We start from the raw sequence: 26,765 nt of genomic DNA, 5'->3' as shown, positions 1-26,765 counted from the left end.
GCCCTATCGTCCCTCGTCACCCGAGCCGCCGAGGGCGACGACACGCTTCGCCTCTTCGATCGCGTATCCGAATCCGGTGTCCGGGTCGCGCAGCAGCCGCTCGGTGGCGAGCGCGTGCGCGCGCACGTCCGGGTCGGGCGCCGACGCGGCGGCCCGCAGGGCCGGCGTGATCGCCTCCCCCAGCTCGACCAGCGCCCGGCTGAGGCTCAGGTGCGTCTCCCGCCCGCCTCGCCCGAGCTGCGTCGCGAGCACCTCGGCCAGGGCCGTCTCCTCGCCCTCCGGTACGAGCACCACCGCCGCCCGCCAGGCGCTCCGCGCCACCTCGTCGTCGGCGTCCGTCAGCAGCGCCCGGGTGATCACCGGCCACGCCCGCCGGTCCCCGATCTTCGACAGCGTGTGCAGGGCCTGGCTCCGCGCCTGCGCCCGCTCCGAGCCCACCTCGCGCAGCAGCTCGGGCAACGTCGTCTCCACCGGATGCCGGGTCAGCGCCCAGGTCAGCATGTCGCGGACGAAGAACTCCGGCTCGACCGCGCACCGCTCGACGAGCGCGTCGACGAAGCGCGGGTCGGGCTCCGTGCCCACCGCGAGCGCCGCCCGCAGCCGTACGGACGCCTTGTCGTCCTCCAGCGCCCGCAGCGCTCGCGTCACATCCGTGTTCTGTCCCGTGACCGTCATCGAGACCACCTCCTCGACCGGCAGTGAAGACCTTGTCACCGTGTCAAGGTCAAGCGGTGGGAGTGGCGGCGGCCGGAGCCGTGACCCGGCCGCCCGCGATTCGGCTCAGCCCGCGATTCGGCTCAGCCCGCGATGTCGAGCGCCGTCCCGTAGAGGCGGGACACCTTCAGGCGTATGACCACCCGACGCTCGGCGACCAGCTGCTCGAGGAACGCGTCCTCGTCCTCCGGCTTCGCCGCCTGCGGCACCATCGCGAGGAGCTCGCGGCCGGTCGCGTCCCCCGGGGTGGTCGTGACCTCGGAGACCTCGGCCTCGCCTTCGGCCACGGCGAAGGACCACACGTTGCCACCCGGGACGTGCACGGCCGCGCGCGGGTCCCGCCGGAGCTGCTTGACCTTGACGCGGTCGGCGGTGGTGGAGAACCGGATGACCCGCTCCTCTGCGTTCCAGTTGTAGAGCATGGTGGTCAGGTGGGGGTGACCGCTGCGCTTGTTGGTGGCGAGGGTTCCGAACTGCTGGGCGCCCAGGAGTTCGGAGAGCTCGTCGTCGGACAGGGGTCGGGGTGCGGGTCCTTGAGTCATGTCAGTGATCAACTCGCCCATGCTCCGGGGTATTCCACGCCCCACGTGTGCCGGGAAACCGCAGCTCAGCCGGTGTGGCGCACCCGGAATCGGTCCGGTCGCGCCGGGTCCCGGTCGACGACCTGGACCGGCGGCCACGTCCACTGCCATACGCCGATGCCCGGCGCACGGCCGAAGCTGATCGGCCCCCGCGTGCCCTCGACCTCCACAACCGGCCAGGCGGCCGCGACGGCCTCGCGGTCCGTGCCGTGTGAACGCAGCACCTCGGCGAGGACGGTGACGGTGTCCCAGCCTTCGAAGGCGACGAACGAGGGCTCATCGCCCAGTAGTTCACGGAGCTCCTTCGCGACGCGTTCGCCGAACGGACCGAACCGCTCCGGCAGATAGCGCAGGAACGGAATCCCCGCGCCGTCCTCACCCAGCGCCTCCGCCCATCCCGCGAACTCCGGCTGCCCGGCGGGAGCGCCCATCAGGACCCCCGCGAGCCGTCCGTCGGCCCGTACGGCCCTGACGATCGGGACGGCCGGCTCCGGCTGCCCGACCAGCAGGAGGAGCGCCGTCGCGCCGTCGGCGGCGAGCGCGTCGCAGAGGCCCTCGGGGGTGAGCGCGTTCGCGTCGAACTCGACGACGGAGCCCCCGCGCGGGGCGAGACGCTCGCGCAGGATGTTCGTCCCAGAGGCCCAGTAGACGCTCGGCTGGGTCACCACGGCGATCCTGTGGTGACCCGCTCCGAGGAGGAAGTCGGCGTAGGCCCGCCAGCCTTGGGACTGCGCCGGGGCCAGCCGGGCGACCCAGTCCGTCGGCTCCTCGGTGAGGGCGTCGAGCACCGCCGACGAGCAGAGGAACGGTATGCCGAGGGCGTCGGCCCGAGCGGCGGCGGCGCGGGCGACGACGCTGTGGTACTCGCCCGCCACGGCGGCCACGCCCAGAGCCGCGAACTCCTCCACGGCCGCGGCGGCCCGCTCCGGGTCGGCCGCGGTGTCCCTGACCAGCAGCTCCAGCGGACGCCCGCCGATCCCCCCGGCGTCATTGACCTCGCGCACGCCCAGTTCGAGCCCCGCGAGCAGGTGCCGGCCCGCCTCGACCCAGCCGGGCGGCGTCAGCGGGACGAGGGCGCCCAGGAGGACGGGGGTACGGTCGGTGGACTCGGCTCCGTACGATGACGCGGGCGTGTTCATGGTGTGCTGTCTCCCATTTGTTTCGGCTTGGTCGTCGGCTTCGGCGGCGGACCGCTACGAGCGGTCGTCACCACCGGTCAGCGCGGTCCTGACGGCGCTCCAGTCCGGGTCCATCGGCGCGTACGTGTCCCTCGCCGTGCCGATGTCCTTGTATCCGCTGGAGGTGACCACGCAGACGACCGGCCCGTCGTTCTCGTGCGGCCCGTGGGCGCGCAGTCCGGCCAGTCCGGCGGCGGACGAGGTCTCGCACCAGAGGCCCTGCGCCGCCAACTCACCCTGAGCGGCGGCCATCTGTTCGTCCGTGACCGTGCGGGCCGCGCCCCCGGTCTCCCGGACGGCGAGGACGCCCCGGTAGCTGTTGATCTCGCAGTCGATGGCGTACGCGGTGGTCGGTCCGACGGGGACCCGGGCCACGGGCCGGCCGGTACGGAGGGCCTCGGTGAGGGCGCCCGCCGCCGCGGGCTCGGTCGCGTACACGCGGGGTACGGAGCCGGTGACGCCGAGCCGGGCGAGCTCCTGGAACCCCTTGGCCACGCCAAAGAGCAACTCCCCGTAGCCGGTGGGGACATGGACGGCCGCCGGGGCGCGGCCCAGGTCGAGGAAGATCTCGTAGGCGATGGTCTTGTACCCCTCGGGCCCGAAGGGGTGTCCGGTGTGGCCCGTGTCCGTGACGCTGCTGACGCTCTGGAAGCCGAGCTCGTCGACGATGCGGCGCATCAGCGGTCGCACGGAGTCGCGCGGCACCGTGAGCACGGTCGCCCCGTACGCGCGGAGGTGGGAGGCGACGGCCGGAGGCGCGTCCGGGGAGGTGAAGACGGCGCAGGGCAGTCCGGCGCGGGCCGCGTAGGCGGTGGCGGCGGCGCCGTGGTTGCCGGAGGAGGAGACGACGATGCCGCGCGCGCCCGAGGCGACGGCGGCGCTGACCGCCACCCGGTTCAGGCGGTCCTTGTGGCTCCATGTGGGGTTGCGGGACTCGTCCTTGATCCAGACGCCGTCGGCGAGTTCGACCAGCGGCGTGTTGCCCTCGCCGAGGCCGGGTGCGGCGAGCGGCGGCAGCAGCGGGGCCCACCGTTCGAGGCCGTGCGCGGCGGGGCGGGTGAACAGATCCGACGGCACCTCGTCGTAGGCGTAGTCGATGTCGAGGGGGTACGCGACCTCGTCCGTCGACGTGACGGGACAGCCCCGGGTCAGCGGCGGCCAGAGCGGATGGCGTACGGACGGGTCGGCGAGCGAGCGCTGGGCGGTGGCGAGCGAGGTCACGCGGGGCCTTTCGGGATGAGTGGCCGGGGACGGACAGACGGGCCGCGTGCGGCGGCCCCCGGCCGGGACGGACGGCCGAGGCACGTGCGGCGGCCCCGGCAAGCCGGGACGGACGGCGAGGCACGTACGGCGGCCCCGGCCGGGACGGACGCCGGTCTCGGTCAGCCCATCCGGCGGGTGAGGGCGGCGAGTGCTCCCGGCTGGCGGCCGGGGACGTGGCGGCGCAGGGTGACGAGGCCGGGGCCGAGGGCGCGGGCGCGGGTGGGGTCGGTGATCTGCTCCCACTGGTGGTGGGCGCGGTCGACGGCGCCTTCGACGTCGGGGTCGTCGGGGCGCTGGCGCAGGGCGAGGCGGGCTTCGGCGGCTGCCAGCCACAGTTCGCAGCTGCGGGCGGGGTCTCCGGCGAGCCGGGCGAGGTCGGCCCGCACTTCGGTCCAGTGCAGGGCCTCCGCCGAGCGGGGTCCGTGGCGGCGCAGCGCCTCCTGTTCCCAGGCGGCCGCCAGGGAGGCCGCCTCTCCGTGCCGGCCTGCCATGGCCGCGGCGAGGATGGCGGGGTGCGGGTCCTCCGGTGCGGCGGCCACGGGCGGGGGCGCCGGCGCGAGGAACCGCGCGGTCGGGGCGGCCGGGGCGGTCGCGGCGGCGGCCTCGGCGTGGAGGGTGGCGTGCGGGAGGCGGGCGCCGGAGCGCCAGAGGTCCGCCCAGGCGCGGAGGTAGTCGGGGGTGGCGGCTTCGCCCCGGCGCGGGGCGGGCGTCACCCGTCCGTAGAGGAGGGGTCCCGGGCCGAGGTGCAGCAGTTCGGGCACGGCCGTGAGGCGCTGCCACACCTCGGGGTCGGCGGCGAGGTCGGCGACGACGGTCGTGGTGCCGGGCGGGCGTACGCCGAGTTCGCCGGCGAGCCAGTGCCAGGGCAGCGCCGTGTAGCGGAGGGTGGCCGGGGTGGTGCGGGCCAGTGCGAGGTGGGGCAGTTCCTGGCGGCGGTCGAGGTGGAGCTGGCCGGCGAGGCAGACGACCAAGGGGCCGGGGCTCGCCGCGGCGGCGCGCAGCCGGGTCAGCACGGTCTGCGGGTCCAGCGGGTCCGCGAGCTCGACGACGGTCGCGATGGTGGTGCCGGTGAGGATGCCCGGCGGTACGGCGGCGAGGGCCGGCAGCACCGAAGCGGCGTCCATCACGCGCCCCTTGCCTGCGGGCGCGGCCGCGAGCAGGAGCGCCGTGCCCACGGTGGCCGCGCCCTCGGCCCCGGGCGTGGTCGTACGGGCGCCCGCCGTGCGCGCGTCCGTTCCCCTGGGCTGCGTGCCCGTTCCCGCGTTCGCACCCGGCCCGTTCGTGACCGCCGTGTACGTGCTCACCGTGCCGTTCCCGTCGTCGTTCACCACCCGAGCACCGTAACGCGTCGCGCTCTGGCCGATAATCGGTGGGCCGTTGACATATGCCAGAAGCACCACCGGATCGAGTGTTGCCAAATCCCTTACGGGCTGTCCCGGGCTGTGCGAAAGTCGTATGCGGGCCTCCCCTTCACACTTGGCCGCGCCGCGCCTGTATCGGAGTTCGACATGCCGTCCCATCTGTTCGCGGACCGCCCCGCTCAACCGCCGGAGCCAGGCGCGGTGGACGCGCTGATCTCGCAGACCCGCCGTCTGCGCGGCGAGGTCGACGCCGTACGCCGGGACGCCGTGGCGAACGAGGACGACCCCCAGCAGCGCTGGCAGCGCGCCCTGTGCGACCTCGCGGTGCACCAACTCGACGATCTCGGCGCCCACTTGGGCCAGCTGCGCGCGGGCGTCCCGGCGGAGCTCGCGCCCGGGGCACACCCCGTGGAGGAGACGGACGGCGGCTTCGACGGCGTTCTCGACGCGGGGCTCGCGACGGACCCCGGCACCGCGTACGGCCAGGCGGCGCCGCCGCGCACCGGCTCACTGCTCTCCCGCGTCGGCAGCGCCGAATGGAACCTGCTCACCGACGAGGTGAGCTGGTCCGAGGAGCTGTACCAGATCTTCGGCCGCGCCCACGAGAGCGGGCCGATGTCGCTGGACGAGATGCCCTCGATGGTCTTCGCCGAGGACCAGTCCGTCCTCCAGGCGATGGTCACCGACTGTCTGATCGACGGGAAGCCGATCGACGGCGAGTTCCGCATCGTGCGGACGGACGGCCGGGTGCGCACGGTCCACATGACCGGCGAGCCGGTGCTCGACGCCGACGGCTGCACCGCCTCGATGTGGGCCGTGTTACGGGATGTCAGCGAGCTGCGGCGGAGCCAGCGGGCGGTCCGGGAGAGCCGGGACAGCCTGGAGCGCAGCCGGCAGATCGAGCAGACCGAGCGCCGGGTCGCCGTCGAGCTCCAGGAAGCGGTCCTCCCGCCCTGGCGCGGCTCCCTCCGCTTCGCCCACGACGGCCCCGCGCCCCTCGACGTGGCCGCCCACTACCTGCCCGCCGCCACCACCGGCCTGATCGGCGGCGACTGGTACGACGCGCTGGCGCTCCCGGACGGGGACGCGCTCCTGACCGTCGGCGACCTGACGGGCCACGGCGTCGCCGCGACCTCCTCCATGGCCATGCTGCTGGGCGCGCTGCGCGGCATGGCCGTCGCAGGCATCCGGCCCGCCGCCCTCATGGGCCACCTCAACCAGCTCCTGGACACCTCCGTGCAGCCCGCGCTCGGCAGCGCCATGTGCTGCAGGTACGACCCCGTCGCCCAGACCCTCGCCTGGGCGCAGGCAGGTCACCCCGCCCCGCTGCTGTTCCGCGACGGGACGGGGCACGTGCTGCGCAGGCCCGAGGGCGTACTGCTCGGGGCGACCACCGGAGCCCGGTACGGCGAGGCCGAGACCCGGCTGCTCCCCGGCGACGTGCTCGTCCTGCACACCGACGGACTGACCCGCGGCAGCGCGGCGCTCGGCGGCCCGGGCGACGACAGCGGCGCCCGGCGCCTCCTCGCCCTCGGCCCGCGGCTCGCCGGGGCGCGGGACGCCCAGGACGGTGTGCGTGCGGTGGTCGAGGAGTTCGGCGAGGAGCAGCGCGAGGACGACGCCTGCGTGATGGTGGTCCGGGTCGGCCACTGAGCCGCCCGGGCCCTGCCCGCCGAACGCAACCCGAAAGCACGCCGAAAGCAACCCGAAAGCGCCGGGCAGGCCTGCCCGGTGCTTCAGGCCTGCCCGGTGCGGGGCCGGTTGACGGGGGACCTCGGGAGGGCCAGTTCGATCTCCTCGCGGAGGTTCTCGATCTTCGAGTAGCCGGCGTACTGGCCGGTGAGCCGGTACATCTCGCGCAGCCGGTCCCAGGTCCGGTGGGACGAGGTGTCCCCCATGGACATGAGGGCGAGACGGGCGTACCGGTCGGCCTGTTCCGGGTCGTCGGCGATGAAGCAGGCCGAGGCGAGCGAGATGTGGTCGAAGAGCTTCGACCGCTCGTGCCCGCCGTGCCGGAGTTCGATGGCCAGCTTGGCGTGCCGCTGCGCCGGGACGGCGGCGGTCGGGTCGTGCTCGGCCAGGGTGCGGTAGGCGAGGGCCTGCATGCCGTGCATGTCGGCCTCGTCGAAGTTCTGCATCCAGCTCGGCTTCTCGTCGCTCCGGTCGGAGACGAAGAGCTCCTCGGCCTCGCCGAGGGTGCGGCGCATGGCCTGCCCCCGGCCCATCGACGCCTGCGCCCAGGCCTCGATCGTGTGGAACATGGCCTGGGTCCTGGGCAGCATCCGCTCGCCGGCGCCCGCCTTGGCGAGCTTCATCAGGTCGAGGGCGTCGTCGGGGCGGCCCAGGTGCACCATCTGGCGGGCGGCCCGGGACAGAGCCTCCCCCGCGCGGGGGCGGTCGCCGCCCTCGCGGGCCGCGTGGGCGGCGATGACGAAGTACTTCTGCGCCGTGGGTTCGAGGCCGACGTCGTGGGACATCCAGCCCGCGAGGACGGCGAGGTTGGCGGCGACGCCCCACAGGCGCCGCTGGAGGTGGTCGGCGTGGCGGTAGGCGAGCATGCCGCCCACCTCGTTGAGCTGGCCCACCACGGCCTTGCGCTGGAGGCCGCCGCCCCGGGAGGCGTCCCAGGCGCGGAACACCTCCACCGAGTGTTCCAGGGCCTCGATCTCCTCCGACCCGATGGGGGCGGCCTCGTAGCGGTCGAACCCAGCGGGGTCGGCGTGGAGGGGATCGGTGGCCCGGGGAACCACGCCCTTGCGGGAGGGGTCGGTCTGCAGCCAGTCGTGCATGGCGTTGGTCAGTACGGAACCGGCGGCGAGCGCGGCACCCGCGCCCACCAGGCCGCGTCGGTTGAGCATGAGGTCCATTCCCGTGAATTCGGTGAGGACCGCCGCCGTACGATCGGGTGCCCAGGGCAGCCCGTCAGGGTTGTCCGTCTTCCTGACGTCCTGCCTTTTCCCGGCGCGCCCGTGTCGTACGAACCCGAGGTCCTCGATGGTCACGACACGGCCGAGTCGCTCGGTGAACAGTGCTGCCAGCACCCGGGGAACGGGATCGCGGGGCGTTTCGCCACGGTCGATCCAGCGCCGCACCCGCGAGGTGTCGGTCGCCAGCTGGGGGTGGCCCATGGCCGCCGCCTGCCGGTTGACGAGTCTCGCGAGTTCGCCCTTGGACCAGCCGGCCAGGCCGAAGAGGTCCGCCAGGCGGGTGTTGGTTTGTCCGGTCACGTCTAAGCCCCCAGGTTCTCGGCTGAGTTGACAGTAACCCCCTGTCATAGGGCTGGCGACTATTCGCCAGGGTTCGCCAGGGTGCGCCCGATGTTCCGCCACCCGCGCCCGGGTGTCAGGTATGAACGCGCCACCCCGCACCGCCGACCGGCCCTCATTCCCCAGGGTGCGGACCGGGGAGCGGGCGGGGCGACGCACGCAACTCGTCGGCACACGAAGGGATCTGTCACCTCCATGTACACAGCATCGTCCTCCGTGTCCGCCCCGCCCCGGCCGCAGCACCGCATCGTCCCGGCCGGCGCCGGTCCGTACCTCGCCCCCGCGCCCCAGGCCGTCCGGCCCCGGCGCTGGGCGGGCGGCACCGGCACCCAGCCGGTGAGCGGAAGAATCGACCTGTCCGGCCCTCAGGGGGCGCAGCTGAAGATGGCGATCGCGTCGGTCCACCGGATCTGCCCGGAGTTCAACCCGGTGCAGGTGCTGCGGCGCAGCGGCCGTTCCGTACTCATCGTCGGGACGACCGGGCGGACCACGGCGGTCGCGAAGTGTTTACTGGACCACTCCCCCGCGTGGGTCGAGCGGTTCAGGCACGAGATAGCTTCCTATCGCTCCTTCGTCCGCCACCGTCCGCCGGTGCGGGTGCCGAGGCTGATCGCGGCGGACCCGGAGAACTGCACGCTGGTGATCGAGCGGATGCCCGGGCGGGCGGCGGCGCTGTCGCGCCACCCCGTGGAGGCGCCGCCCCGGGCCGATGTGCGGGCCGCGCTGGGCGCGGTCGCCCGGCTGAACGCCTGGCGTCCGCCGGCCGGGACCTTCGACGCCCCGCTGGACTACGGCACCCGGATCGCCCGCTATCACGAGCTCGGGCTCCTCACCGACCGGGACCGTGACGACCTGCAGAAGCTGCTGCACGGTCTGGCGCACGCGGGCGGCCGGCAGGGCATGGGCCAGTTCTGTCACGGTGACGCGCTGCTCTCCAACATCCTGCTCTCCCCGGCGGGACCGGTCCTGGTCGACTGGGAGCACGCGGGCTGGTACCTGCCCGGGTACGACCTGGCGACGCTGTGGGCGGTGCTCGGTGACGCGCCGCTGGCCCGGCGCCAGATCAGTCAGCTCGCCCAGCAGGCGGGTCCCGCGTCGCGTGACGCCTTCCTGGTCAATCTGATGATCGTGCTGACGCGGGAGATCCGTACCTACGAGACGGCGGTGCAGCGCACGATGAAGGAGGCCCCGCCGGCCGGTTCGGTGCCGGTGCCCACCGGGGCGCTCGCGCCCGGCGAGGAACAGCGGCTGCTGCTGAGGCGGCTGCACGACGACTGCGCCATGGCACGGCGGGCCGTGCGCGCGGCGGTCGGGACGCGCTGAAGGGGCGGGACCGACCGACGACACGGGGGGTGCGCCGTGCGCCCGGTGCCGACACACCGGGACGCGGCGCACTGGTGCGTCCGGCTCCGGAAGGGGCCTGGCCACCCGACTATTGGTCCACACCACTGACGCGCCCCAGGCCCGGGACCCGTCTCCGCGAAACTCCGCCGACTGGCCGCCATTCCCGCTCTGACGTGGGAACTTCCGTGGACGCAGGCGTGATTGACGGATCGTCCGGGAGCCGATACCCCTGTACGGGTTCGGTCCCGCACGCCCCCGAGTCACCCCCCGCCCCAGGAGGCTGCCTTGCTCCGTTCCACGTCCCGCAGACGTACGTCATCGCGCCGTGTACCGAGGGCGGTGGGCGCGCTGGCGTCCGCCGCCCTGTTGCTTCCCCTGCTGTCCGCCGCGCCCCCGGCGGGTGCGGACGTGCCCGAGGCGGGTGTCCTCCAGGGGCAGTTCGCGCGGGCCGCCGCGCGCCACGGCGTCCCCGAGAGCGTGCTGCTCGCCGTCTCGTACCTCCAGTCCCGCTGGGACGCGCACGGTGGCGCGCCGAGCGTGACGGGCGGCTACGGGCCGATGCACCTGACGGACGCCGTGACGGCCCTGGCCGAGGCCGCCCCGCACCACTCGGACGGCGAGGAGGACGCGCGCGGCGACTCGGCGCGGGCGGTGCGCTCCGGCGCCGTGACGGCGGTGCCCGCCCCGGTGGAGCTGCCGGCCCGGCTGCGGACCCTTGAGCGGGCGTCGGCGCTCTCCGGCATCCCGGCGGAGGAGCTGCGGACCGGCACGGCCGCGAACATCGAGGGCGGTGCGGCGTTGCTCGCGGCGGCGCAGCAGGAGTCGGGCCTTCCGGCGAGTGCCGATCCGGCGGACTGGTACGGGGCGGTGGCGGCGTACTCCGGCGCGGACGACTCGGCGACGGCGACGACGTACGCCGACGACGTGTTCGACGTGATCCGGACCGGTGAGTCGCGGACGACGGACAGCGGGCAGGTGGTGACGCTCGCCGCGAGCCCCGCCGTCGCGCCGGTGACGGAGCAGGTGCGGCGGCTCGGGCTGCGGCCGCCGGCCGGCGGGCCCGTGGAGTGCCCGCGCTCGGTGGCCTGCGAGTGGATCCCGGCGCCGTACGAGGAGTTCGGCGACGGCGACTACGGCAACCACGACAAGGCGAACCGGCCGGAGTCCCAGTCGATCGACTACATCGTGATCCACGACACCGAGGCCACCTGGGACGTCACCCTGAAGCTGGTGCAGGACCCGACGTACGTGTCGTGGCAGTACTCGCTGCGCTCATCCGACGGGCACATCGCGCAGCACCTGCCGCTGAAGGACGTCGGCTGGCACGCGGGCAACTGGTTCGTGAACGCCAAGTCGGTGGGCCTGGAGCACGAGGGCTTCCTGACGGCGCCGGACTCCTGGTACACGGAGGCGATGTACCGGACGTCGGCGCGCCTGGTGCGGTACCTCGCCGGGCGGTACGGCATCCCGCTCGACCGGCAGCACATCCTGGGGCACGACAACGTGCCGGGCACGGTGACCTCCACGATCCGGGGCATGCACACGGACCCGGGGCCGTACTGGGACTGGGCGCACTACTTCACGCTGCTCGGCCGTCCGATCACCCCGAGCGCCGGCCCGTGGGCGGGCGTGGTCACGATCCGGCCCGACTACAGCGCCCACCAGCCGGTCTACACGGGCTGCGCGACGGCCGGGGTGGCCTGCGCGCCGCACGGCAGCGGGGCGGTGCGCCTGCGCACCGCGCCGAGCGCCGACGCGCCCCTGGTGAAGGACATCGGTCTGCGGCCGGGCGGGCAGGACTCGACCGACGGGGTCAACGACACGGGGGCGCGCGCGTCCACCGGGCAGAGCTTCGCGGTGGCGGAGCGGCAGGGCGACTGGACCGCGATCTGGTACCTCGGACAGAAGGCCTGGTTCCACAACCCGCGCCGGGAGCCGACGGCGGTGAACGCGCGGGGCACGGTCCTGACCCCGCGCGAGGGGCTGGCGCAGGTGCCGGTGTACGGCAGGGCGTATCCGGAGGCTTCGGCGTATCCGGCGGGCGTGCCGGTGCAGTCGGTGTCGCCGCTGCCGTACAAGCTGCTCGCGGGCCAGCGGTACGTGGTGGGTGGCCGCACCCCCGGCGAGTACTACTTCGCGCCGGTGTTCGACCCGACGGGCCACACGGTCGTCCGGGGTCAGGAGGAGTACTACCAGATCCAGTTCGGCCATCGGGTGGCCTTCGTGAAGGCCGCTGACGTGCGGGTTTCCCAGGGCTGACGGAGCTTGGCCGAAAGGTGGGGGGTGGTGCCGGAGAATCGGTCCGGCACCACCCCTTCGGCGTTGATACGACTATTCGGGAGATCGCGTGCGCCGTACGGGCGACGGGTAAGGCTGGGGCCGCACAGCGCCCCTGCTCACCGGAAGGCCCCTCCGCACATGCCTCAGCCCTTCGTTATGCCGGATTTCTATGTCCCGTATCCGGCACGGCTCAATCCCCATGTGGAGGGCGCCCGCACGCACACGCGTGAATGGGCGCGCGCGATGGGGATGCTGGAGGGCTCGGGAGTCTGGGAGGAGCACGACCTCGACTCGCACGACTACGCGCTGCTCTGCTCGTACACCCATCCCGACTGCGACGCCGAGGCCCTGGACCTCGTCACCGACTGGTACACCTGGGTCTTCTTCTTCGACGACCACTTCCTCGAGGTCTTCAAGCGCACCCAGGACCGGGCGGGCAGCAAGGCCTATCTGGACCGGCTGCCGCTGTTCATGCCGGCGGACCCGGCGACGGGCATGCCCGAGCCCACCAACCCCGTCGAGGCGGGCCTCGCCGACCTCTGGCGGCGCACGGTCCCCTCGATGTCCGAGGGGTGGCGCGTCCGGTTCGCGGAGGCCACCGAGCATCTCCTGTACGAGTCCCTGTGGGAGCTCGACAACATCAACGACGGCCGGATCGCCAACCCGCTGGAGTACATCGAGATGCGCCGCAAGGTGGGCGGCGCGCCCTGGTCGGCCGGGCTCGTGGAGTACGCGGCGGGGGCCGAGGTCCCCGCCCAGGTGGCGTACTCGCGGCCCCTGCGGGTGCTCAGGGACGCCTTCTCGGACGCCGTGCACCTGCGCAACGACCTCTTCTCCTACCAGCGCGAGGTGGAGGACGAGGGGGAGAACAGCAACGGCGTCCTGGTCCTGGAGCGCTTCCTCGGCTGCACGACCCAGGAGGCCGCGAACGCGGTCAACGACCTGCTGACCTCGCGGGTCCAGCAGTTCGAGAACACGGCCCTCACCGAAGTGCCGCTGCTCGCCGCCGAGAAGGGCCTGAGCCCGGCCGAGTGCGCCGCCGTCGCCGCGTACGCGAAGGGGCTCCAGGACTGGCAGTCCGGCGGCCACGAGTGGCACATGCGCTCCAGCCGCTACATGAACGAGGGCATGGTCTCGGGTCCTTCGCGCCTCGACGGCGTCCTGGGCACCTCCGCCCTCGACATCCGGACCCTTTTCGGGCGCCCCGCGGCCGCCCGCCACCGGGCCTTCACCCACACCCCGCACCAGCACGTGGGGCCCTCCCTTGTGCCGGAGCTCGACCTGCCGTACCCGCTCACGCTCAACCCCCACTACGAGGCGGCCCGTCGGCACACGGTGGACTGGGCCGAGCGGACGGGGCTGCTCGACGACCTGTGGGACCGGCCGATGGCGGAGGGCTTCGACCTCGCCCTGTGCGCGGCCGGGCTCGATCCCGACGCGTCCCGGGAGGAGCTGGAGCTCAGCGCCGACTGGCTGACCTGGGGGACGTACGCGGACGACTACTACCCGGCCGTCTTCGGCCGCACGGGCAGCCTGGCCGGTGCGAAGGAGCAGACCGACCGGCTCAAGGCGTGCATGCCGGTCGACGAGCCCCCCGCCGGCGCCGCGTCGGCGCTGAACCCGCTGGAGCTCGCGCTCGCGGACGTCTGGGAGCGGACGGCCACCCCGATGGCCCCGGAGGCGCGGGCGCGGCTGCGGGCCGCGCTCGACGCGATGCTCGACAGCTGGCTGTGGGAGATGCACAACGTGGTGCAGCACCGGGTGCCCGACCCGGTCGACTACGTCGAGATGCGGCGCAGCACGTTCGGTTCCGAGCTGACCATGCTGCTGTGCCGGCTGCGGCAGGACGCGGCGCTGCCTCCGGAGCTCTTCCGCTCGGGCACGGTCCGCAGCCTGGAGAACGCGGTGATGGACTACGGCGCCCTGATCAACGACCTGTTCTCGTACCAGAAGGAGATCGAGGTCGAGGGCGAGGTGCACAACGGCGTGCTCGTGCTCCAGAAGTTCTTCGACTGCGACTACCCGACGGCGGTCGCGATGGTCGCCGACCTGATGCGGGGCCGACTGCGCCAGTACGAGCACCTGAAGGAGCGCGAAGTGCCTCTGCTCCTGGAGGACTTCGGGCTCGACTCGACCGGGCGCGCCGCGTTCGGCGCGTATCTGCGGGAGCTGGAGGACTGGCTCGCCGGTGTCCTCAACTGGCACCGGAAGGTGCGGCGTTACGGCTCCGATGACGTCCGCGCGGGCAGCGGCAGCGCGCTCCTCCGCCGGGGCCCTACGGGGCTCGGCACCTCGGCGGCACGGATCTCCGAGCTGCTCGCCGCGGCACCGCGCTGACCTGTGCCGACGGCCCCCGGGAGGTGCTCCCGGGGGTCAGGCGCGGCGGCCGCGCAGTTCGTCGAGTTCGCGGCGGTCGCGCTTGGTGGGGCGGCCGGCGCCCCGGTCGCGGACGGCCGCGACGGCAACGTGCTCGCGGGGCGGCGGGGGCGGGCTGTTGTCCACGTACGCCTCGGCGGCGACGGGCGGGCCGACGCGCTTGGTGTGGAGCTCCTTGACCTCGACGATCCGCTCGCGGCCGCCGTGGAAGAGCCTGACCTCGTCGCCGGGCTTCACCGGCTGCGCGGGCTTGGCCCGTTCGCCGTTGACCTTCACGTGCCCGGCCCGGCAGGCCGCGGCGGACTGGGAGCGGGTCTTGGTGAGACGTACCGCCCAGATCCAGCTGTCGACGCGCGCGCTCATCGGCCCCCGCTCCCCCGTCAGCCCTGCTGGAACAGTTCGGCGGGCAGCGGCTTGAGCAGCGCGTACAGGTCGTCGGTGATCGGCCGGTCCCAACTGGCGATCGTCACGAGGACGTTGTCGCTGCGGTCGAACTGGACGCAGGAGATGCGGCTCTCGGAGAGCTTGAGGCGCCGCACGATGAGGAGGTTGTCGCCCTGCATGACGGGGACGTCCTCGGTGTCGAGCACCTCGACCGGCTCGTCGTTCTCCAGGGCGGCGAGGAGCTGGGCCACCTCGAAGGGGATCTGCCCGTCGGCGAGCTCGCGCGCGGGCGAGCCCTCGGGCAGGTTGCCGATGATCATCGCGGGGCCGCGGCCGCCGAACAGGTCGTACCGGAGGAACACGCCCTGGCAGGAGCCGTCGGGGGCGGGCAGCAGACCGGCGCCGAGATTGCCGGGCCAGTCCCCCGGATCCATGGCCAGGACATCGAAGTCCGGGCCCGCGGGTGTGGCGGCGCTGCGGCGGCGGAGGAAGGACATACGGCCATGGTACGTGTCCCGGCGCGCGATGCGACGCGCCGGGCGGCTCCGTGCGCTCAGGCCTCCCCGCCGGGCTCCCGGGGCTCCCGCTCGCTGTTCCTGAGGGCCCGCTCGAGGCCCGTGCGGTCAGTGCCGAGCTTGCGGTAGACGGCCGAAAGAAGCCGGCCGAGCGTCGCGGCGTCGACGCCGAGAACGGTGGCCGCGTCCCGGTCGCGGACGGTGAGCTCGGCCGCGGCCCGCTCACGCGCGGTGAGCGTGTCGGTCCCGGCGGGGTGCAGCGGGCGGGGGCGCAGCCCGGCCGCCGCGAGCTCGGCGCGCGCGTCCTCGACGAGGCCGTCGGCGCCGCAGTCCTGGGCGGCCTCCAGGCCCCGGTACAGGTGCTCGGCGGCCTCTCCCGAGCGTTCGGTGCGGCGCAGCGCGGTGCCGAGGGCGACGAGGGAGCGGGCCAGCTCGTAGGCGGCGGGCGACTGGTCGAGCCAGTCGACGGACTCCTCCAGGAGCTTCACGCGCGCGGAGGGCTCGGAGACCTCGGCGGTCACCCGGAGCGCGGTGCCGATCGCGGAGGGCGCGCCGTACTGGCGGGCGCGGGCGACCGCGTCCTCGGCGGTCCTGCGGGCCGTCGCGGGGGCGGTGGCCGCCTCGGCGACGGCCAGGTGGAGCTGCCAGGGGCACCAGGCGGGGTTGCGCATGCCGCGCGGGTCGAGCCGGCGGCCGACGGCGGCGAGCTCGGCCACCGCCTCCTCGGTGCGTCCGCGGGCGAGGAGCAGTTCGGCGTGGACGGTCTGGGAGTCGGGGAAGGTGACGGCCGCGGGGAACGGCTCGCCGAAGTCGTGGGCGTCGGCGATGCGGGCGGCCTCGTCGACGCGCCCCCGGGCGAGCAGCACCTCGATCATGACGCCGACCGCGTACCACTGGGCGGGGGTGCGGGGCCCGACGCGTTCGGACAGGCGCAGTCCGGCCCGGACGAAGTCCTCGGCCTCCACGAGCCGGCCGCGCCGGTAGCGGATGTAGCCGAGCAGCGTGTACGCGAAGGAGAGGTGGGCGCCGCGCCAGCCCTGGCGCTCGAACTCGGCGGTTCCGGCGGCGAACAGCTCCTCGGCGCGGCCGGGGCGGTCCGCGTAGAGGAAGGTGAGCGCGGTGAGGACGGGGACCTCGAAGCCGCGGCTCTCGTCGGCCCAGCTCAGGCCGCCTTCGAGGGCGCGCTCGGCGTGGCCGAGGGCGACGGCGGAGGGCTCGGCGCGCAGGGTGGCGTCCCAGGCGCGCAGTCCGATGATGTACCGCTCGGTGAGGTCGCGGCCGGTGAGCCGGTCGGCGAGGGCCGCGAGGCGGCGGGAGCGGGCCGGCGACTCGGGTTCGTCGGCGCGGAAGGCGTCCCACATGAACTTCTCGGCCTGCATCCGCAGCCTGCTGCGGGCGTCGGTGGTCTGCCGGGCCTCACGGCCGAGGAGCTCGGACGCCTCGACGAGTCGGTCGCTGTGGGCGAGGACCTGCGAGAGCCGGTAGACGATGCCGTGGCGGAGCGCCGGGTCGGCGATGGTCTCCTCCAGGGCCGCCCGCAGGTGGTTGACGGTGGTGGCGGGCTCGGTGAGCAGGGACGAGCAGCCGAGTTCGTACAGGACGGCGGCCCGGTCGTCGGCGGCGGGCGGTTCGCGCAGCGCGCGGGCGAGGAAACGCCGGGCCGCGTCGGGGGCGCCGGCGCGCAGGTTCTCCCCGGCGGCGGCGCGCAGCCGCCCGACGACCCAGGGGTCTCCCTCGGGGTGGGTCTCCAGGAGGTGGCGTGCGGCGGCGGTGGGCCCGAGGCCCGCGTCGACGACGCACCAGGCGGCCTGGCCGTGCAGGGCGACCCGGGTGGCGGCGGGGATCGACCGGTAGACGGTGGTGGCGATGAGGGGGTGGACGAATTCGAGCGGGTCGTCCGGATCGTCGGTCTCGGCGAGGACCCGGGCCTCGCGCAGCCGTGCGGCGCAGTCGGCGACCGCCTCACCGCCGAGGCCGGCCACCGCTCCGGCGAGCTGCGGGGAGATCTCGGTGCCGAGGACGGCGCAGGCCCAGGCGAGGCGCACGGTCGCGGGGCCGAGCCGCTCCAGCCGGGTGACGAGGCCGCTTCCCTTGAGGGCGGCGGCAAGGTCGCGGAGTTCGTGGGCGCCGCCCGCCGTGGGTTCGAGTCCGTGGTCGCGGACCTTGGCGGCGAGTTCGACGGCCTCGAAGGGGTTGCCCGAGGTGACGGTCCAGCATTCGTGGCAGAAGGCGTCGTCGGCGTGGGCGCCGACGCGGTCGCGGACGAGGCTGGCGATGGCGTCGGAGGTGAGCGGGGCGAGCCCGAGGGGTCGCCTGCCGGATCGGTGTCCGGTGAATTCCGCTCCCTCGTCGGGGAGTTCGTCGGGCCGGTAGGCGACGACGAGCAGCATCGGCAGCTCCTCGGCGCGTGGCGCGAAGGCGGCGAGCCAGCCCAGGGATTCGGGGTCGGCCCAGTGGACGTCGTCGAGCACGACGACCAGGGGCGCCCGGCGTACGGCGAGATGGGTCAGGACCCAGTCGAGACCGTCGCGCAGGCCCTGCGGGTCGGGCGGCGACCCCTCGGCGGCGGCGCGCAGCCCGAGGGCGGGGCCGACGATGTCGTACCAGGAGCCGAGGCGTTCCCGGAGTTCGGCGTCGGTGGCGTGGGCCAGCTGCGGCTGGAGGAGCTGCCGGGCGACGTGGAACGCGACGCGCTGTTCCTGGTCGCCGCCGCGGGCGGAGAGCACGGTGCAGCCCCGGGCGGCCGCGCGGCGGCGGATCTCGGCGAGCAGTGTGGTCTTGCCGAGCCCGGCGGGCGCGGCGTACGCGAGGATGCCGCCGCGCCGGGCCGCGCGGGGGCGGTCGGGCGCGGGGTCGGCGGGGTGGGTGGCGGTTTCCGCCGGGTGCGCGGGGTGCGGTGCCCCGGCGGCCGGGGGTGACCCGCCGTCCGTGTCCTGCGCGGTGTCGTGGACGGTCGGGCCGTCGGGTGCGGCAGGGCTGTCGGGGACCGCGACGAGGTGGGGTCCCCGGGCGACGCGGGGCTCGGGTACGGGGAGGGGGACGCGGTCGGGCCAGGGCGGGTCGTCGGCCAGTCCGGTCAGCAGGTCCAGCGCGTCGTCGGCGGCGGCGAGTGCCGCCTCGCGTTCGAAGAGACCGAGCCCCTGACGGGTCGGCCTGCCGCCCTGTCCTGCCACGTTCCACCCCCACACCGGGGGCGTACGCCCGGCGCACGAGGGGCGGCGCCCGGCGGGTGACCCCGCGAAAGCCCCAGCGTACGCCGCTTGGCACGGTATGCAACGGTCAATCGCGCAAGCTTCCCGGCCGGTGCGGCGGGCTCCGCGCGAGGCCCGATGTGCGCCCGGCACGCGCCCGTTCGATCCGCGGTGGGGGCGCCGGTGCGGGGCGCCCCCTTCGCCCGGGGCTCAGCCGGTGGGCGGGGTGTCGCCCACCAGCCACATGGAGAAGAACTGGGCGCCGCCGCCGTAGGCGTGGCCGAGGGCGCGGTGGGCGCCGTCGACTTGGTGTTCGCCGGCTTCGCCGCGTACCTGAAGGGCGGCTTCGGCGAAACGGATCATGCCGGAGGCGCCGATGGGGTTGGTGGAGAGGACGCCTCCGGAGGGGTTCACGGGGAGGTCGCCGTCGAGTTCGGTGACGCCGGACTCGGTGAGCTTCCAGCCTTCGCCCTCGTCGGCGAAGCCGAGGTTCTCCAGCCACATCGGCTCGTACCAGGAGAAGGGCACGTACATCTCGACGGCGTCGATCTCGCGGCGGGGGTCGGTGATGCCGGCCTGGCGGTAGACGTCGGCGGCGCAGTCGCGGCCGGCGCGCGGGGAGACGAAGTCCTTGCCCGCGAAGAGGGTGGGTTCGCTGCGCATGGCGCCGCCGTGCACCCAGGCCGGCGGGCGGGGTGAACGGGCGGCGCCCGTGCGGTCGGTGAGGACCATCGCGCAGGCGCCGTCGGACGACGGGCAGGTCTCGGAGTAGCGGATGGGGTCCCAGAGCATCGGGGAGGCCTGCACCTTCTCCAGGGTGAGGTCGTGCTCGTGGAGGTGGGCGTAGGGGTTCTTGAGCGCGTTGCGCCGGTCCTTGTACGCGACGAGGGAGCCGATCGCGTCGGGGGCTCCGGTGCGGCGCATGTACGCGCGCACGTGCGGGGCGAAGAAGCCGCCGGCGCCGGCCAGCAGCGGCTGCTGGAAGGGGACCGGCAGGGAGAGGCCCCACATGGCGTTGGACTCGGACTGCTTCTCGAACGCGAGGGTGAGGACGGTCCGGTGCACGCGCGCGGAGACCAGGTTGGCGGCGACGAGGGCGGTGGAGCCGCCGACCGATCCCGCGGTGTGCACCCGGAGCATGGGCTTGCCGACCGCGCCGAGCGCGTCGGCGAGGTACAGCTCCGGCATCATGACGCCCTCGAAGAAGTCGGGGGCCTTGCCGATGACGACCGCGTCGATGTCCGCCCAGGTGAGTTCGGCGTCCGCCAGGGCGCGCTGGGCGGCCTCGCGGACGAGTCCGGCGATCGACACGTCATGGCGGGCGGCGACGTGCTTGGTCTGGCCGATGCCGACGACGGCGACGGGCTCTTTACTCATGGGGGTCCCCTTCCAGGACGGCGACCAGGTTCTGCTGGAGGCAGGGGCCGGAGGTGGCGTGGGCGAGGGCCCGGTCGGACTCGCCCCGGTGGATGCGGGCGGCGGCCTCGCCGAGCCTGATCAGTCCCGCGGCCATCACGGGGTTGGCGGCGAGGGCGCCGCCGGAGGGGTTGACGCGGACGCTGTCGTCGAGGCCGAGGGCCTTGGCGAGGACGACTTCCTGGGAGCTGAAGGGGGCGTGGAGTTCGGCGGTGTCGACGGGCCGCCGGAAGGCTCCGGCGCGCTCGGCGGCGAGGCGGGTGGAGGGCGAGTCGGTGAGGTCGCGGACGCCGAGGGAGTGCGGTTCGATGCGGTGGTCCATGCCCCGGATCCAGGCCGGTCGCGCGCAGAGCTCCCGGGCGCGGTCTCCGGCGGCGAGGATGACGGCGGCGGCGCCGTCGCCGATGGGCGGGCAGTCGCCGGTGCGGAGTGGCCGGACGACGTACTCGCCCTGGGGGCGGGCACCGGGCAGCTGGGCGTGCGGGTTGGTGCGCGCGTCCTCGCGGCTGCGGGTGGCGATGGCCGCGAGGGCGGGCTCGTCGGTGTGGCCGGCGTCGACGAGCGCCTGGGCCTGGAGGGCGGCGAGGGCGACGGAGTCGGGCCACAGCGGGGCCAGGTAGTAGGGGTCGAGCTGGCGGGTGAGGACGTCGCGGACGGAACCGGGCGAGGACTTGCCGTAGGAGTAGACGAGCGCGGTGTCGGCCTCGCCGGTCAGCAGCTTCACCCAGGCCTCGTACAGCGCCCAGGCGCCGTCGGTCTCCACGTGGGACTCGGAGATCGGGGGCCACGCTCCGACGCCGTCGAGGGCCATGGTGAAGGAGAAGGCGCGGCCGGCCAGGTAGTCGGAGGAGCCGGAGCAGGTGAAGCCGATGTCGGCGGTCTTGAGTCCGGTCTGCCGGAGGACCTCGTGCAGGACGGGCATGACCATCTCGACCTCGGAGAGGTCGTCGGTGCGGCGCAGGTGGTCGCTCTGTGCGAAGGCGACGATGGCCACCTCTCGGTCCGGCGTCACAGCAGCTCCTTGTACGTGTCGTAGTCGGCGTCGGGCTCGCCACAGGGCCGGTAGTGGTCGGGGTAGCGGCCGTCCTCGCTCCACACGGGTTCGACGCGCAGGCCCATCCGGACCTGGTCGTAGGGGATGCCGGCGATGCGGCCGTGGAGGGCGAGTCCGGCGCCGTCGAGGGCGATGTGGGCGTAGACGTAGGGGACCTCGATGTCGAGGTTCTTCGCCTTGATGTTGACGATGCAGAAGGTGGTGACGGTGCCGCGCGGGCCGACCTCGACGCGGTCGGTGGTGGCGACGCCGCAGGTGGGGCAGGCGCCGCGGGGAGGCACGTACACCTTGGCGCAGGAGGGGCAGCGTTCGCCGACGGTGCGGCGCTCGGTGAGCGCCTGGAGGTAGCGGGTCTGGGCGCGTCCTGGGCTGTAGGTGTAGTCGAGGCGGGCCTCGGCGACGATGCCGGTGACGGGTTCGTCGAAGGTGCCGTCGTGGTCGCGGGCCGGGCCGCCTTCGGCGCTCTCGTACGGCTCGAAGCAGGCGATGTCGGTGATGGCGCCGGAGCGGTCCCCGGCCCAGCGGACGCGGACGCGCATCCCGGTGCGGACGGCTTTGGGGCCGGGGGCGTCGAGGGCGTGCAGGAGGGCGGTGTCGGCGCCGTCCAGGCGGACCAGGACCCAGGCGAAGGGGGTGGCGAGCGGTTGTCCGCGGCGGGGTTCGGGGTTCCAGGCCCAGGTGGTGACGGTGCCGGTGGTCTCGACCTCGACGAGCTCGCGGAGTTCGGCGGCGGTCTCGGGGTCGTACTCGACGGGCGGGACGAGGACCCGGCCGTCCTCGGTGCGGACGCCGAGGACGGTCCGTTCGCGCAGTCCGGTGAGGAAGGCGGACTGGACGGGGCCGAGGGAGCGGGTGAAGGGGAACTCGACGACGAGGGGTGCCCGGAGGACCTCCGGCGATGGGGTGACGCTCATGTGCGGTCTCCTTGGTGACGGACGGCGTGGGGGTTCGGCGCTGACCGCGGTGGTTCACTCCCGCCGGTAGACCGCGGGCCGCTTCTCCGCGAAGGCCTTCGCGCCTTCCTTGGCGTCGGCCGTGTCGAAGATCGGCCAGCCCCGCTTGAGTTCGGCGGCGAGGCCTTCCGTCTCGGTCATCTCGGCGGTCTCGTAGACGGAGGCCTTCACGGCCTCGACGGCGAGCGGGCCGCAGGCGTTGATCCGCTCGGCGATGTCCAGGGCCGCGTCCAGGGCCGTGCCGTCGGGCACGACGCGGCCGACGAGGCCGATGCGGGCGGCCTCCTCCGCGGTGTAGGGGCGGCCGGTGAGGAGCATTTCGAGGGCGTGGGTGCGGGGGATCTGGCGGGGCAGGCGGACGGTGGAGCCGCCGATGGGGAAGAGCCCGCGCCTGACCTCGAAGAGGCCGAAGGTGGCGGAGGCGCCGGCGACCCTGATGTCGGTGCCCTGGAGGATCTCGGTGCCGCCGGCGACGCAGTAGCCCTCGACGGCCGCGATGACGGGCTTGCGGGGCCGGTGGTGGCGGAGCATCGCCTTCCAGTGCAGGTCGGGGTCGTCCTTCAGCCGGTCCCGGTACTGCTCGCCCGCCATGCCCTTGCCGGCGAGGGCCTTGAGGTCCATGCCGGCGCAGAAGGCGCCGCCCGCGCCGGTGAGCACGATCGAGCGGACGCTGTCGTCCGCGTCGGCCTCCAGCCAGCCGTCGTGGAGGCCGACGAGCATCGGCAGCGAGAGGGCGTTCTTGGCTTCGGGCCGGTTCAAGGTGAGGACGAGCGTGGCGCCTTCGCGCCGGACGCTGAGGTGTTCGGTGCCGCCCATGGGGGTCTCCCGTCTCCAGTTCTGGAACAGGTTGCAGGAGCCGGGGGTCCAGTTCAATAGTTTTCTGACACTCAGTCAGATTCTTCTGCGCACCCCCTTCCCCCGTTGGGCCGTCGGCGCTCTAATGACCGCCACGTCCATGCGCGGGAGCGCGAGCCGGGGTCAGGAGGAACGGTGGAGTACAACCTTGCCGACCTGTTCGAATCGGTGGTCGACGTGGTCCCCGACCGCGAAGCACTGGTGTACGTCGACCACCCGGGGGCCGGCCAGGAGCGCCGGCTCACCTACGCCGAGCTCGACGCGGCCGCCAACCGCATCGCCCACCACCTGATCGACGCGGGCATCCGCCCCGGCGAACACCTCGGCATCCACCTCTACAACGGGATCGAGTACCTCCAGACCGTCCTCGCCTGCCTCAAGGCACGGATCGTCCCGGTGAACGTCAACTACCGGTACGTCGAGGAGGAACTCGTCTACCTCTACCGGGACGCCGACCTCGCCGCGCTCGTCTTCGACGCCGAGTTCACCGACCGGGTGGCGGCGGCGCTGCCGCAGACGGAGAAGCTGCGGCACCTCGTGCGGGTGGGGACCCCGCCCGAGGGAGCCGCCGCCCTCGACTGCGTGGCGTACGCGGACGCCGAGGCCTCGGGTTCACCCGAGCGCGGCTTCGACCCCCGCTCCCCCGACGACCTGTTCATCATCTACACCGGCGGCACCACCGGCATGCCCAAGGGCGTCCTGTGGCGCCAGGAGGACCTCTTCTTCGCCGGCCTCTTCGGCGGCGACCCCTCGGGCGAGCCGGTCAAACGCCCCGAGGAACTCGCCGAGCGGGTCGCGGCCGGCGGCGCCGGCATCACCTTCTTCCCCGCGCCGCCCCTGATGCACGGCACGTCCATGCTCATGGCCTTCATCGCCTTCGACTACGGCCAGCGGGTCGTCCTGCACCGCAAGTACGTGCCGGAGGAGGTGCTGCGCACCCTGGAGAAGGAGAAGGTCTCCAGCCTCTCCCTGGTGGGCGACGCCATGCTGCGCCCCCTCGTGGACGCCCTGCGCGGCCCGCGCAAGGACACCGACCTCTCGAACCTGTTCAGCCTCTCGTCCTCCGGGGCGATCATGTCCGAGACCGTACGGGCCCAGCTGCAGGAGCTCATGCCGAACGTCCTGCTCCTCAACAACTTCGGCTCCACCGAGTCCGGTTCCAACGGCCGCGCCACCGACGACTCCGGACCCGCCAAGGGCTTCCGGCTGCACGTCAACGAGCGCACCCAGGTCGTCGACCCGGCGACGTACGAGCCGGTCGCGACGGGCGAGATCGGACGGCTCGCCCAACGCGGCCACGTGCCGCTCGGCTACTACAACGACCCGGAGAAGACCGCCGAGACCTTCTTCCAGCGCGGCGGCGTGCGGTGGGTGCTCCTCGGCGACATGGCGACCGTCGACGAGGACGGGATCGTCACCGTCCTCGGCCGGGGCTCGCAGTGCATCAACACCGGGGGTGAGAAGGTCTACCCGGAGGAGGTCGAGCAGGCCCTCAAGTCCCACCCCGACGTCTACGACGCCCTCGTCGCGGGCGTCCCCGACGCCCGCTGGGGCAACCACGTCGCCGCCGTCGTCCAGCTCCGCGCCGACGCCCCGCCCCTCGACCTCGACTCCCTCCAGACCCACTGCCGCTCGCGCCTCGCCGGCTACAAGGTCCCCCGCCAGCTCGTCCTCACCGACCGCATCCAACGCTCCCCCAGCGGCAAGGCGGACTACCGCTGGGCCCGCACGGTCGCGGTGGAGGCGGACGCTTCGCAGGACACGGCCTGACGCGGACACGGCGGCGGGGGAGCGGGCAGCACGCCCGCGCCCCCGCGCGTTCCCTCAGCGGTCCAGCTCGGACATCCGCCGCTTACTGTCGCCGTCCGTCGCCTGCTGACCGGTGGAGATCCGCAGGATGCCGTCGGGCAGGGCGCCGTTCAGATGGTCGCCGAACGCGTTCGTGCACGCGGCCAGGTCCTCGAAGACCTTGTTGAGCGCCCCCGCGACCGCCGCGCCGAGCGCACCGCTCGCGGCGGCGGTGGCGTGGTGGCCCGCGGCTCCGGCCAGCAGGCCCGCCGTCTCCCCGAAGACCTGGGTGGCGACCTCCCTGAGCTTCTCGGCGGCGCGCTCGTGCTCGGCGTGGTCGACGCTGACGCCCGCCGCGCCGGGCCCGGCCGCCAGTTCGTCGCCCCAGGCGCGGCCCGTCCCCGCCTCGCCCCCACCCCCGCCGGCCTGACCCCCGACCCCGCCGGAGAACCCGGCGGCGACGCCCGCGAGCCCGGCCACGGACGGATCCCGCAGCAGCCTGGTCAGCGTGGACGACACCAGCCGGTGACACTTCTCCACCATCACCCGCGACTGTGTCTGCCCCTGGGTGACGGCGGCCACCACGACGGCCTCGGAGGCACCGAACGTCACCACCCCGGCGACCAGCGCGGCGGCGGCCTCGGCGGCGCACACGGCCGCCACCTGGGTCAGCTGCGTCTTGGTCACGGCGATCACGTCACCGATCTCGTAGGCCGCGATCCCCGTCGCCCGCGCCGCCTCCACCACCGAGCTGACGTCCTGGTTCATCACCTTCTCCCAGTGCGCCGCCAGCGCGTCCATCGCCTCGCCCCGCCCCGACGACAGCAACCGCCGCACGTGAAGATTCGCGTCCCCCGCGTCGTCCCAGATCGAGTCGGCGTACGCCCGCAGCCCCTCCGCGACCCCGTAGAAGGGCGCCTGATCCGCCTCCGGTTTGGCGAAGTACTCGGCGATCAGCACCTCGTACAGGTCCGATACGACATCACCCATGACGTCAACTCCCCCTCGTCACCCGCGCGTTGGCCCCACACGCCCCCACGTGTGCGCTTCACCGTCTCACGCACCCCGTGACCCCGCCACAGAAACGCCACGAAGGGAAGGCCCCGACCGCCACACCCGGCCCGGCCCCCCTTCTCAGGAAGGACCCGTCGCGAACGCGAGCGGCGGAGCGATCGCCCGGACGTCTGCACCCTCACCAACCCACAGCCCGATGTAGAGCGCCGCGGTGGCCTCGAGAAGGCCGGCCCGGTCAAGGCCGCCGCCGGCCACGGGGGCGCAGCCGGCGTCCCGTACCAGCGCGCCGACACGCACGAGGGCCTCCGGGTCGTCGCCGCAGACCGGGACGGCGAGCGGCAGGCCGTCGAAGACGGGAGGCGTCATCCGCCACACGTCCTCGTGGCACAGGTTGAATGCCTTGACGACGTGCGCGCCCGGCGCCGCGGCGGCGAGCCGGCGCGCCGCCGACGGGCCGCCCTCCGTGAGCAGCCGGAAGCCCGGTCCCACCGGATTGGAGCAGTCGACCAGGACCCTCCCCGCCAGCACGTCCCGGAGTTCCGCCACGACCTCCGCCCCGGTGCCGTACGGCAGCGCCACCAGCACCACGTCGCCGAACCCGGCGGCCTCGCGCAGGCTCCCGAAGCGCCCGCCGTCACCGACGCGCCGCGCCAGCAGCCGCGCCTTCTCTTCGTCGCGGCCTCCGAAGAACACCTCGTGCCCCGCCCGCACCCAGTGGCCGCCCAGGGCGTCCGCCATGTTGCCCGTGCCCAGTACGCCGATCCTCATCGATCCGTCCCTCTCCGGCTCCCGGTACGTCCGGGGGCCTCGGGAACGACATTAGGAAGCCGGTCGGGCACCATCTGGTACGTGACTTCCGACGGATTCCTCGCCGACTGCCGCGCCCGCCTCGCCTTCGACCTGCTCGCGAACACCTGGAACTCCGTGGTGCTCTGGTCCCTTAGCGACGGGCCGAGCCGCCACGGCGAACTGCGCGAGCGGATCGGCGGGATCAGCTCCAAGGTCCTCACCGAGACGCTGCGGCGGCTGGAGTTCAACGGGCTGCTCGAGCGGCACGCCGACGCGGGCCCGCCGCCCCGGGTCTTCTATGAACTGACCGGGCTGGGGCGGTCCTTGCTCGGGCCCATCGACGCGTTCGGCGCGTGGGCCTTCGAGCACGGGGACGAGGTCATGGCCGCGCAGGAGCGGCACGGTGGGTGAGGGACCCGGCGCGCCGCGGGGCGGTCACGGGC

21 protein-coding genes are annotated in these 26,765 nt (G+C 73.8%); 6 read left to right on the top strand and 15 right to left on the bottom strand.

Features of this window, described 5'->3' with window-relative positions; translation table 11 throughout:
* Nucleotides 1-3: 3 nt before the first annotated feature.
* From ACZ7G1_RS02430 to ACZ7G1_RS02410, 5 genes are all read right to left on the bottom strand, one after another.
* Nucleotides 4-675: a HEAT repeat domain-containing protein gene (locus tag ACZ7G1_RS02430; RefSeq protein WP_470880039.1), complete on the bottom strand. Its 672-nt coding sequence runs from the start codon at nucleotides 673-675 to the stop codon at nucleotides 4-6.
* A 122-nt stretch (nucleotides 676-797) separates the two neighbouring features.
* Nucleotides 798-1,256 carry a TIGR03618 family F420-dependent PPOX class oxidoreductase gene (locus ACZ7G1_RS02425; protein WP_470880040.1) on the bottom strand — a complete coding sequence of 153 codons (459 nt, stop codon included), beginning with the start codon at nucleotides 1,254-1,256 and terminating at the stop codon, nucleotides 798-800.
* 65 nt (nucleotides 1,257-1,321) lie between these two features.
* Nucleotides 1,322-2,434, bottom strand: a complete 1,113-nt coding sequence (locus tag ACZ7G1_RS02420) for an ABC transporter substrate-binding protein (RefSeq protein ID WP_470880042.1) — start codon at nucleotides 2,432-2,434, stop codon at nucleotides 1,322-1,324.
* A gap of 54 nt (nucleotides 2,435-2,488) precedes the next feature.
* Complete coding sequence (locus tag ACZ7G1_RS02415; RefSeq protein ID WP_470880043.1) at nucleotides 2,489-3,694, bottom strand: threonine synthase; 1,206 nt, start codon at nucleotides 3,692-3,694, stop codon at nucleotides 2,489-2,491.
* A gap of 161 nt (nucleotides 3,695-3,855) precedes the next feature.
* A complete protein-coding gene (locus ACZ7G1_RS02410) occupies nucleotides 3,856-4,860 on the bottom strand; it encodes a hypothetical protein (RefSeq protein WP_470880103.1) in 1,005 nt (334 codons plus the stop codon).
* Between the two features lie 384 nt (nucleotides 4,861-5,244).
* Between ACZ7G1_RS02410 and ACZ7G1_RS02405 the strand changes: the two genes are divergently transcribed.
* Nucleotides 5,245-6,750, top strand: coding sequence for a PP2C family protein-serine/threonine phosphatase (locus ACZ7G1_RS02405; RefSeq protein WP_470880045.1), 1,506 nt, complete (start codon nucleotides 5,245-5,247; stop codon nucleotides 6,748-6,750).
* A gap of 83 nt (nucleotides 6,751-6,833) precedes the next feature.
* Here ACZ7G1_RS02405 and ACZ7G1_RS02400 read toward each other — a convergent pair whose 3' ends face one another.
* A complete protein-coding gene (locus ACZ7G1_RS02400) occupies nucleotides 6,834-8,324 on the bottom strand; it encodes a DNA-binding protein NsdB (protein ID WP_470880046.1) in 1,491 nt (496 codons plus the stop codon).
* 234 nt (nucleotides 8,325-8,558) lie between these two features.
* Here ACZ7G1_RS02400 and ACZ7G1_RS02395 point away from each other — a divergent pair, with 234 nt between their 5' ends.
* The 3 genes from ACZ7G1_RS02395 (at nucleotide 8,559) to ACZ7G1_RS02385 (ending at nucleotide 14,324) form a co-directional block, all read left to right on the top strand.
* Nucleotides 8,559-9,686, top strand: a complete 1,128-nt coding sequence (locus tag ACZ7G1_RS02395) for an aminoglycoside phosphotransferase family protein (protein ID WP_470880048.1) — start codon at nucleotides 8,559-8,561, stop codon at nucleotides 9,684-9,686.
* Between the two features lie 360 nt (nucleotides 9,687-10,046).
* Nucleotides 10,047-11,966 carry an N-acetylmuramoyl-L-alanine amidase gene (locus tag ACZ7G1_RS02390; RefSeq protein WP_470880050.1) on the top strand — a complete coding sequence of 640 codons (1,920 nt, stop codon included), beginning with the start codon at nucleotides 10,047-10,049 and terminating at the stop codon, nucleotides 11,964-11,966.
* Nucleotides 11,967-12,125: 159 nt separating this feature from the next.
* Nucleotides 12,126-14,324, top strand: a complete 2,199-nt coding sequence (locus ACZ7G1_RS02385; RefSeq protein ID WP_470880052.1) for a terpene synthase family protein — start codon at nucleotides 12,126-12,128, stop codon at nucleotides 14,322-14,324.
* 36 nt (nucleotides 14,325-14,360) lie between these two features.
* On the opposite strand, the gene ACZ7G1_RS02380 is transcribed toward ACZ7G1_RS02385, so the two are convergent.
* From ACZ7G1_RS02380 to ACZ7G1_RS02350, 7 genes are all read right to left on the bottom strand, one after another.
* Entirely contained in the window at nucleotides 14,361-14,726 is a 366-nt protein-coding gene (locus ACZ7G1_RS02380) for an RNA-binding S4 domain-containing protein (RefSeq protein WP_015031477.1), read from the bottom strand.
* Between the two features lie 17 nt (nucleotides 14,727-14,743).
* The gene (locus ACZ7G1_RS02375) at nucleotides 14,744-15,244 is read right to left on the bottom strand and encodes a hypothetical protein (protein ID WP_024757478.1); all 501 of its coding nucleotides are present in this window, start codon (nucleotides 15,242-15,244) and stop codon (nucleotides 14,744-14,746) included.
* A 56-nt stretch (nucleotides 15,245-15,300) separates the two neighbouring features.
* On the bottom strand, nucleotides 15,301-18,075 hold the full coding sequence (locus ACZ7G1_RS02370) for an ATP-binding protein (RefSeq protein WP_470880104.1): 2,775 nt from the start codon (nucleotides 18,073-18,075) through the stop codon (nucleotides 15,301-15,303).
* A 588-nt stretch (nucleotides 18,076-18,663) separates the two neighbouring features.
* Nucleotides 18,664-19,830 carry a thiolase domain-containing protein gene (locus ACZ7G1_RS02365; protein ID WP_470880054.1) on the bottom strand — a complete coding sequence of 389 codons (1,167 nt, stop codon included), beginning with the start codon at nucleotides 19,828-19,830 and terminating at the stop codon, nucleotides 18,664-18,666.
* The gene (locus tag ACZ7G1_RS02360; RefSeq protein WP_470880056.1) at nucleotides 19,823-20,881 is read right to left on the bottom strand and encodes a thiolase domain-containing protein; all 1,059 of its coding nucleotides are present in this window, start codon (nucleotides 20,879-20,881) and stop codon (nucleotides 19,823-19,825) included. The genes ACZ7G1_RS02365 and ACZ7G1_RS02360 overlap by 8 nt, the downstream gene beginning before the upstream one ends.
* Nucleotides 20,878-21,837, bottom strand: coding sequence for an OB-fold nucleic acid binding domain-containing protein (locus ACZ7G1_RS02355; protein WP_470880058.1), 960 nt, complete (start codon nucleotides 21,835-21,837; stop codon nucleotides 20,878-20,880). The genes ACZ7G1_RS02360 and ACZ7G1_RS02355 overlap by 4 nt, the downstream gene beginning before the upstream one ends.
* Before the next feature lie 54 nt (nucleotides 21,838-21,891).
* Nucleotides 21,892-22,692, bottom strand: coding sequence for a crotonase/enoyl-CoA hydratase family protein (locus tag ACZ7G1_RS02350; RefSeq protein WP_470880060.1), 801 nt, complete (start codon nucleotides 22,690-22,692; stop codon nucleotides 21,892-21,894).
* 174 nt (nucleotides 22,693-22,866) lie between these two features.
* On the opposite strand from ACZ7G1_RS02350, the gene ACZ7G1_RS02345 reads away from it, so the two are divergent.
* Nucleotides 22,867-24,501 (top strand): acyl-CoA synthetase, encoded by a 1,635-nt coding sequence (locus tag ACZ7G1_RS02345; protein WP_470880062.1) that lies wholly within the window; start codon nucleotides 22,867-22,869, stop codon nucleotides 24,499-24,501.
* Between the two features lie 54 nt (nucleotides 24,502-24,555).
* Here the strand turns inward: ACZ7G1_RS02345 and ACZ7G1_RS02340 are convergent, their stop codons facing one another.
* Nucleotides 24,556-25,509, bottom strand: a complete 954-nt coding sequence (locus ACZ7G1_RS02340; RefSeq protein WP_470880063.1) for a hypothetical protein — start codon at nucleotides 25,507-25,509, stop codon at nucleotides 24,556-24,558.
* A gap of 144 nt (nucleotides 25,510-25,653) precedes the next feature.
* Entirely contained in the window at nucleotides 25,654-26,301 is a 648-nt protein-coding gene (locus tag ACZ7G1_RS02335; protein WP_470880065.1) for an NADPH-dependent F420 reductase, read from the bottom strand.
* 81 nt (nucleotides 26,302-26,382) lie between these two features.
* On the opposite strand from ACZ7G1_RS02335, the gene ACZ7G1_RS02330 reads away from it, so the two are divergent.
* A complete protein-coding gene (locus ACZ7G1_RS02330) occupies nucleotides 26,383-26,733 on the top strand; it encodes a winged helix-turn-helix transcriptional regulator (protein ID WP_470880067.1) in 351 nt (116 codons plus the stop codon).
* The last annotated feature ends 32 nt before the right edge of the window (nucleotides 26,734-26,765 follow it).

Source organism: Streptomyces sp. NPDC037273 (assembly GCF_055603625.1).
Note: the sequence above shows the minus strand (reverse complement) of the source record. Positions and strands in the feature narration are given on the sequence as shown.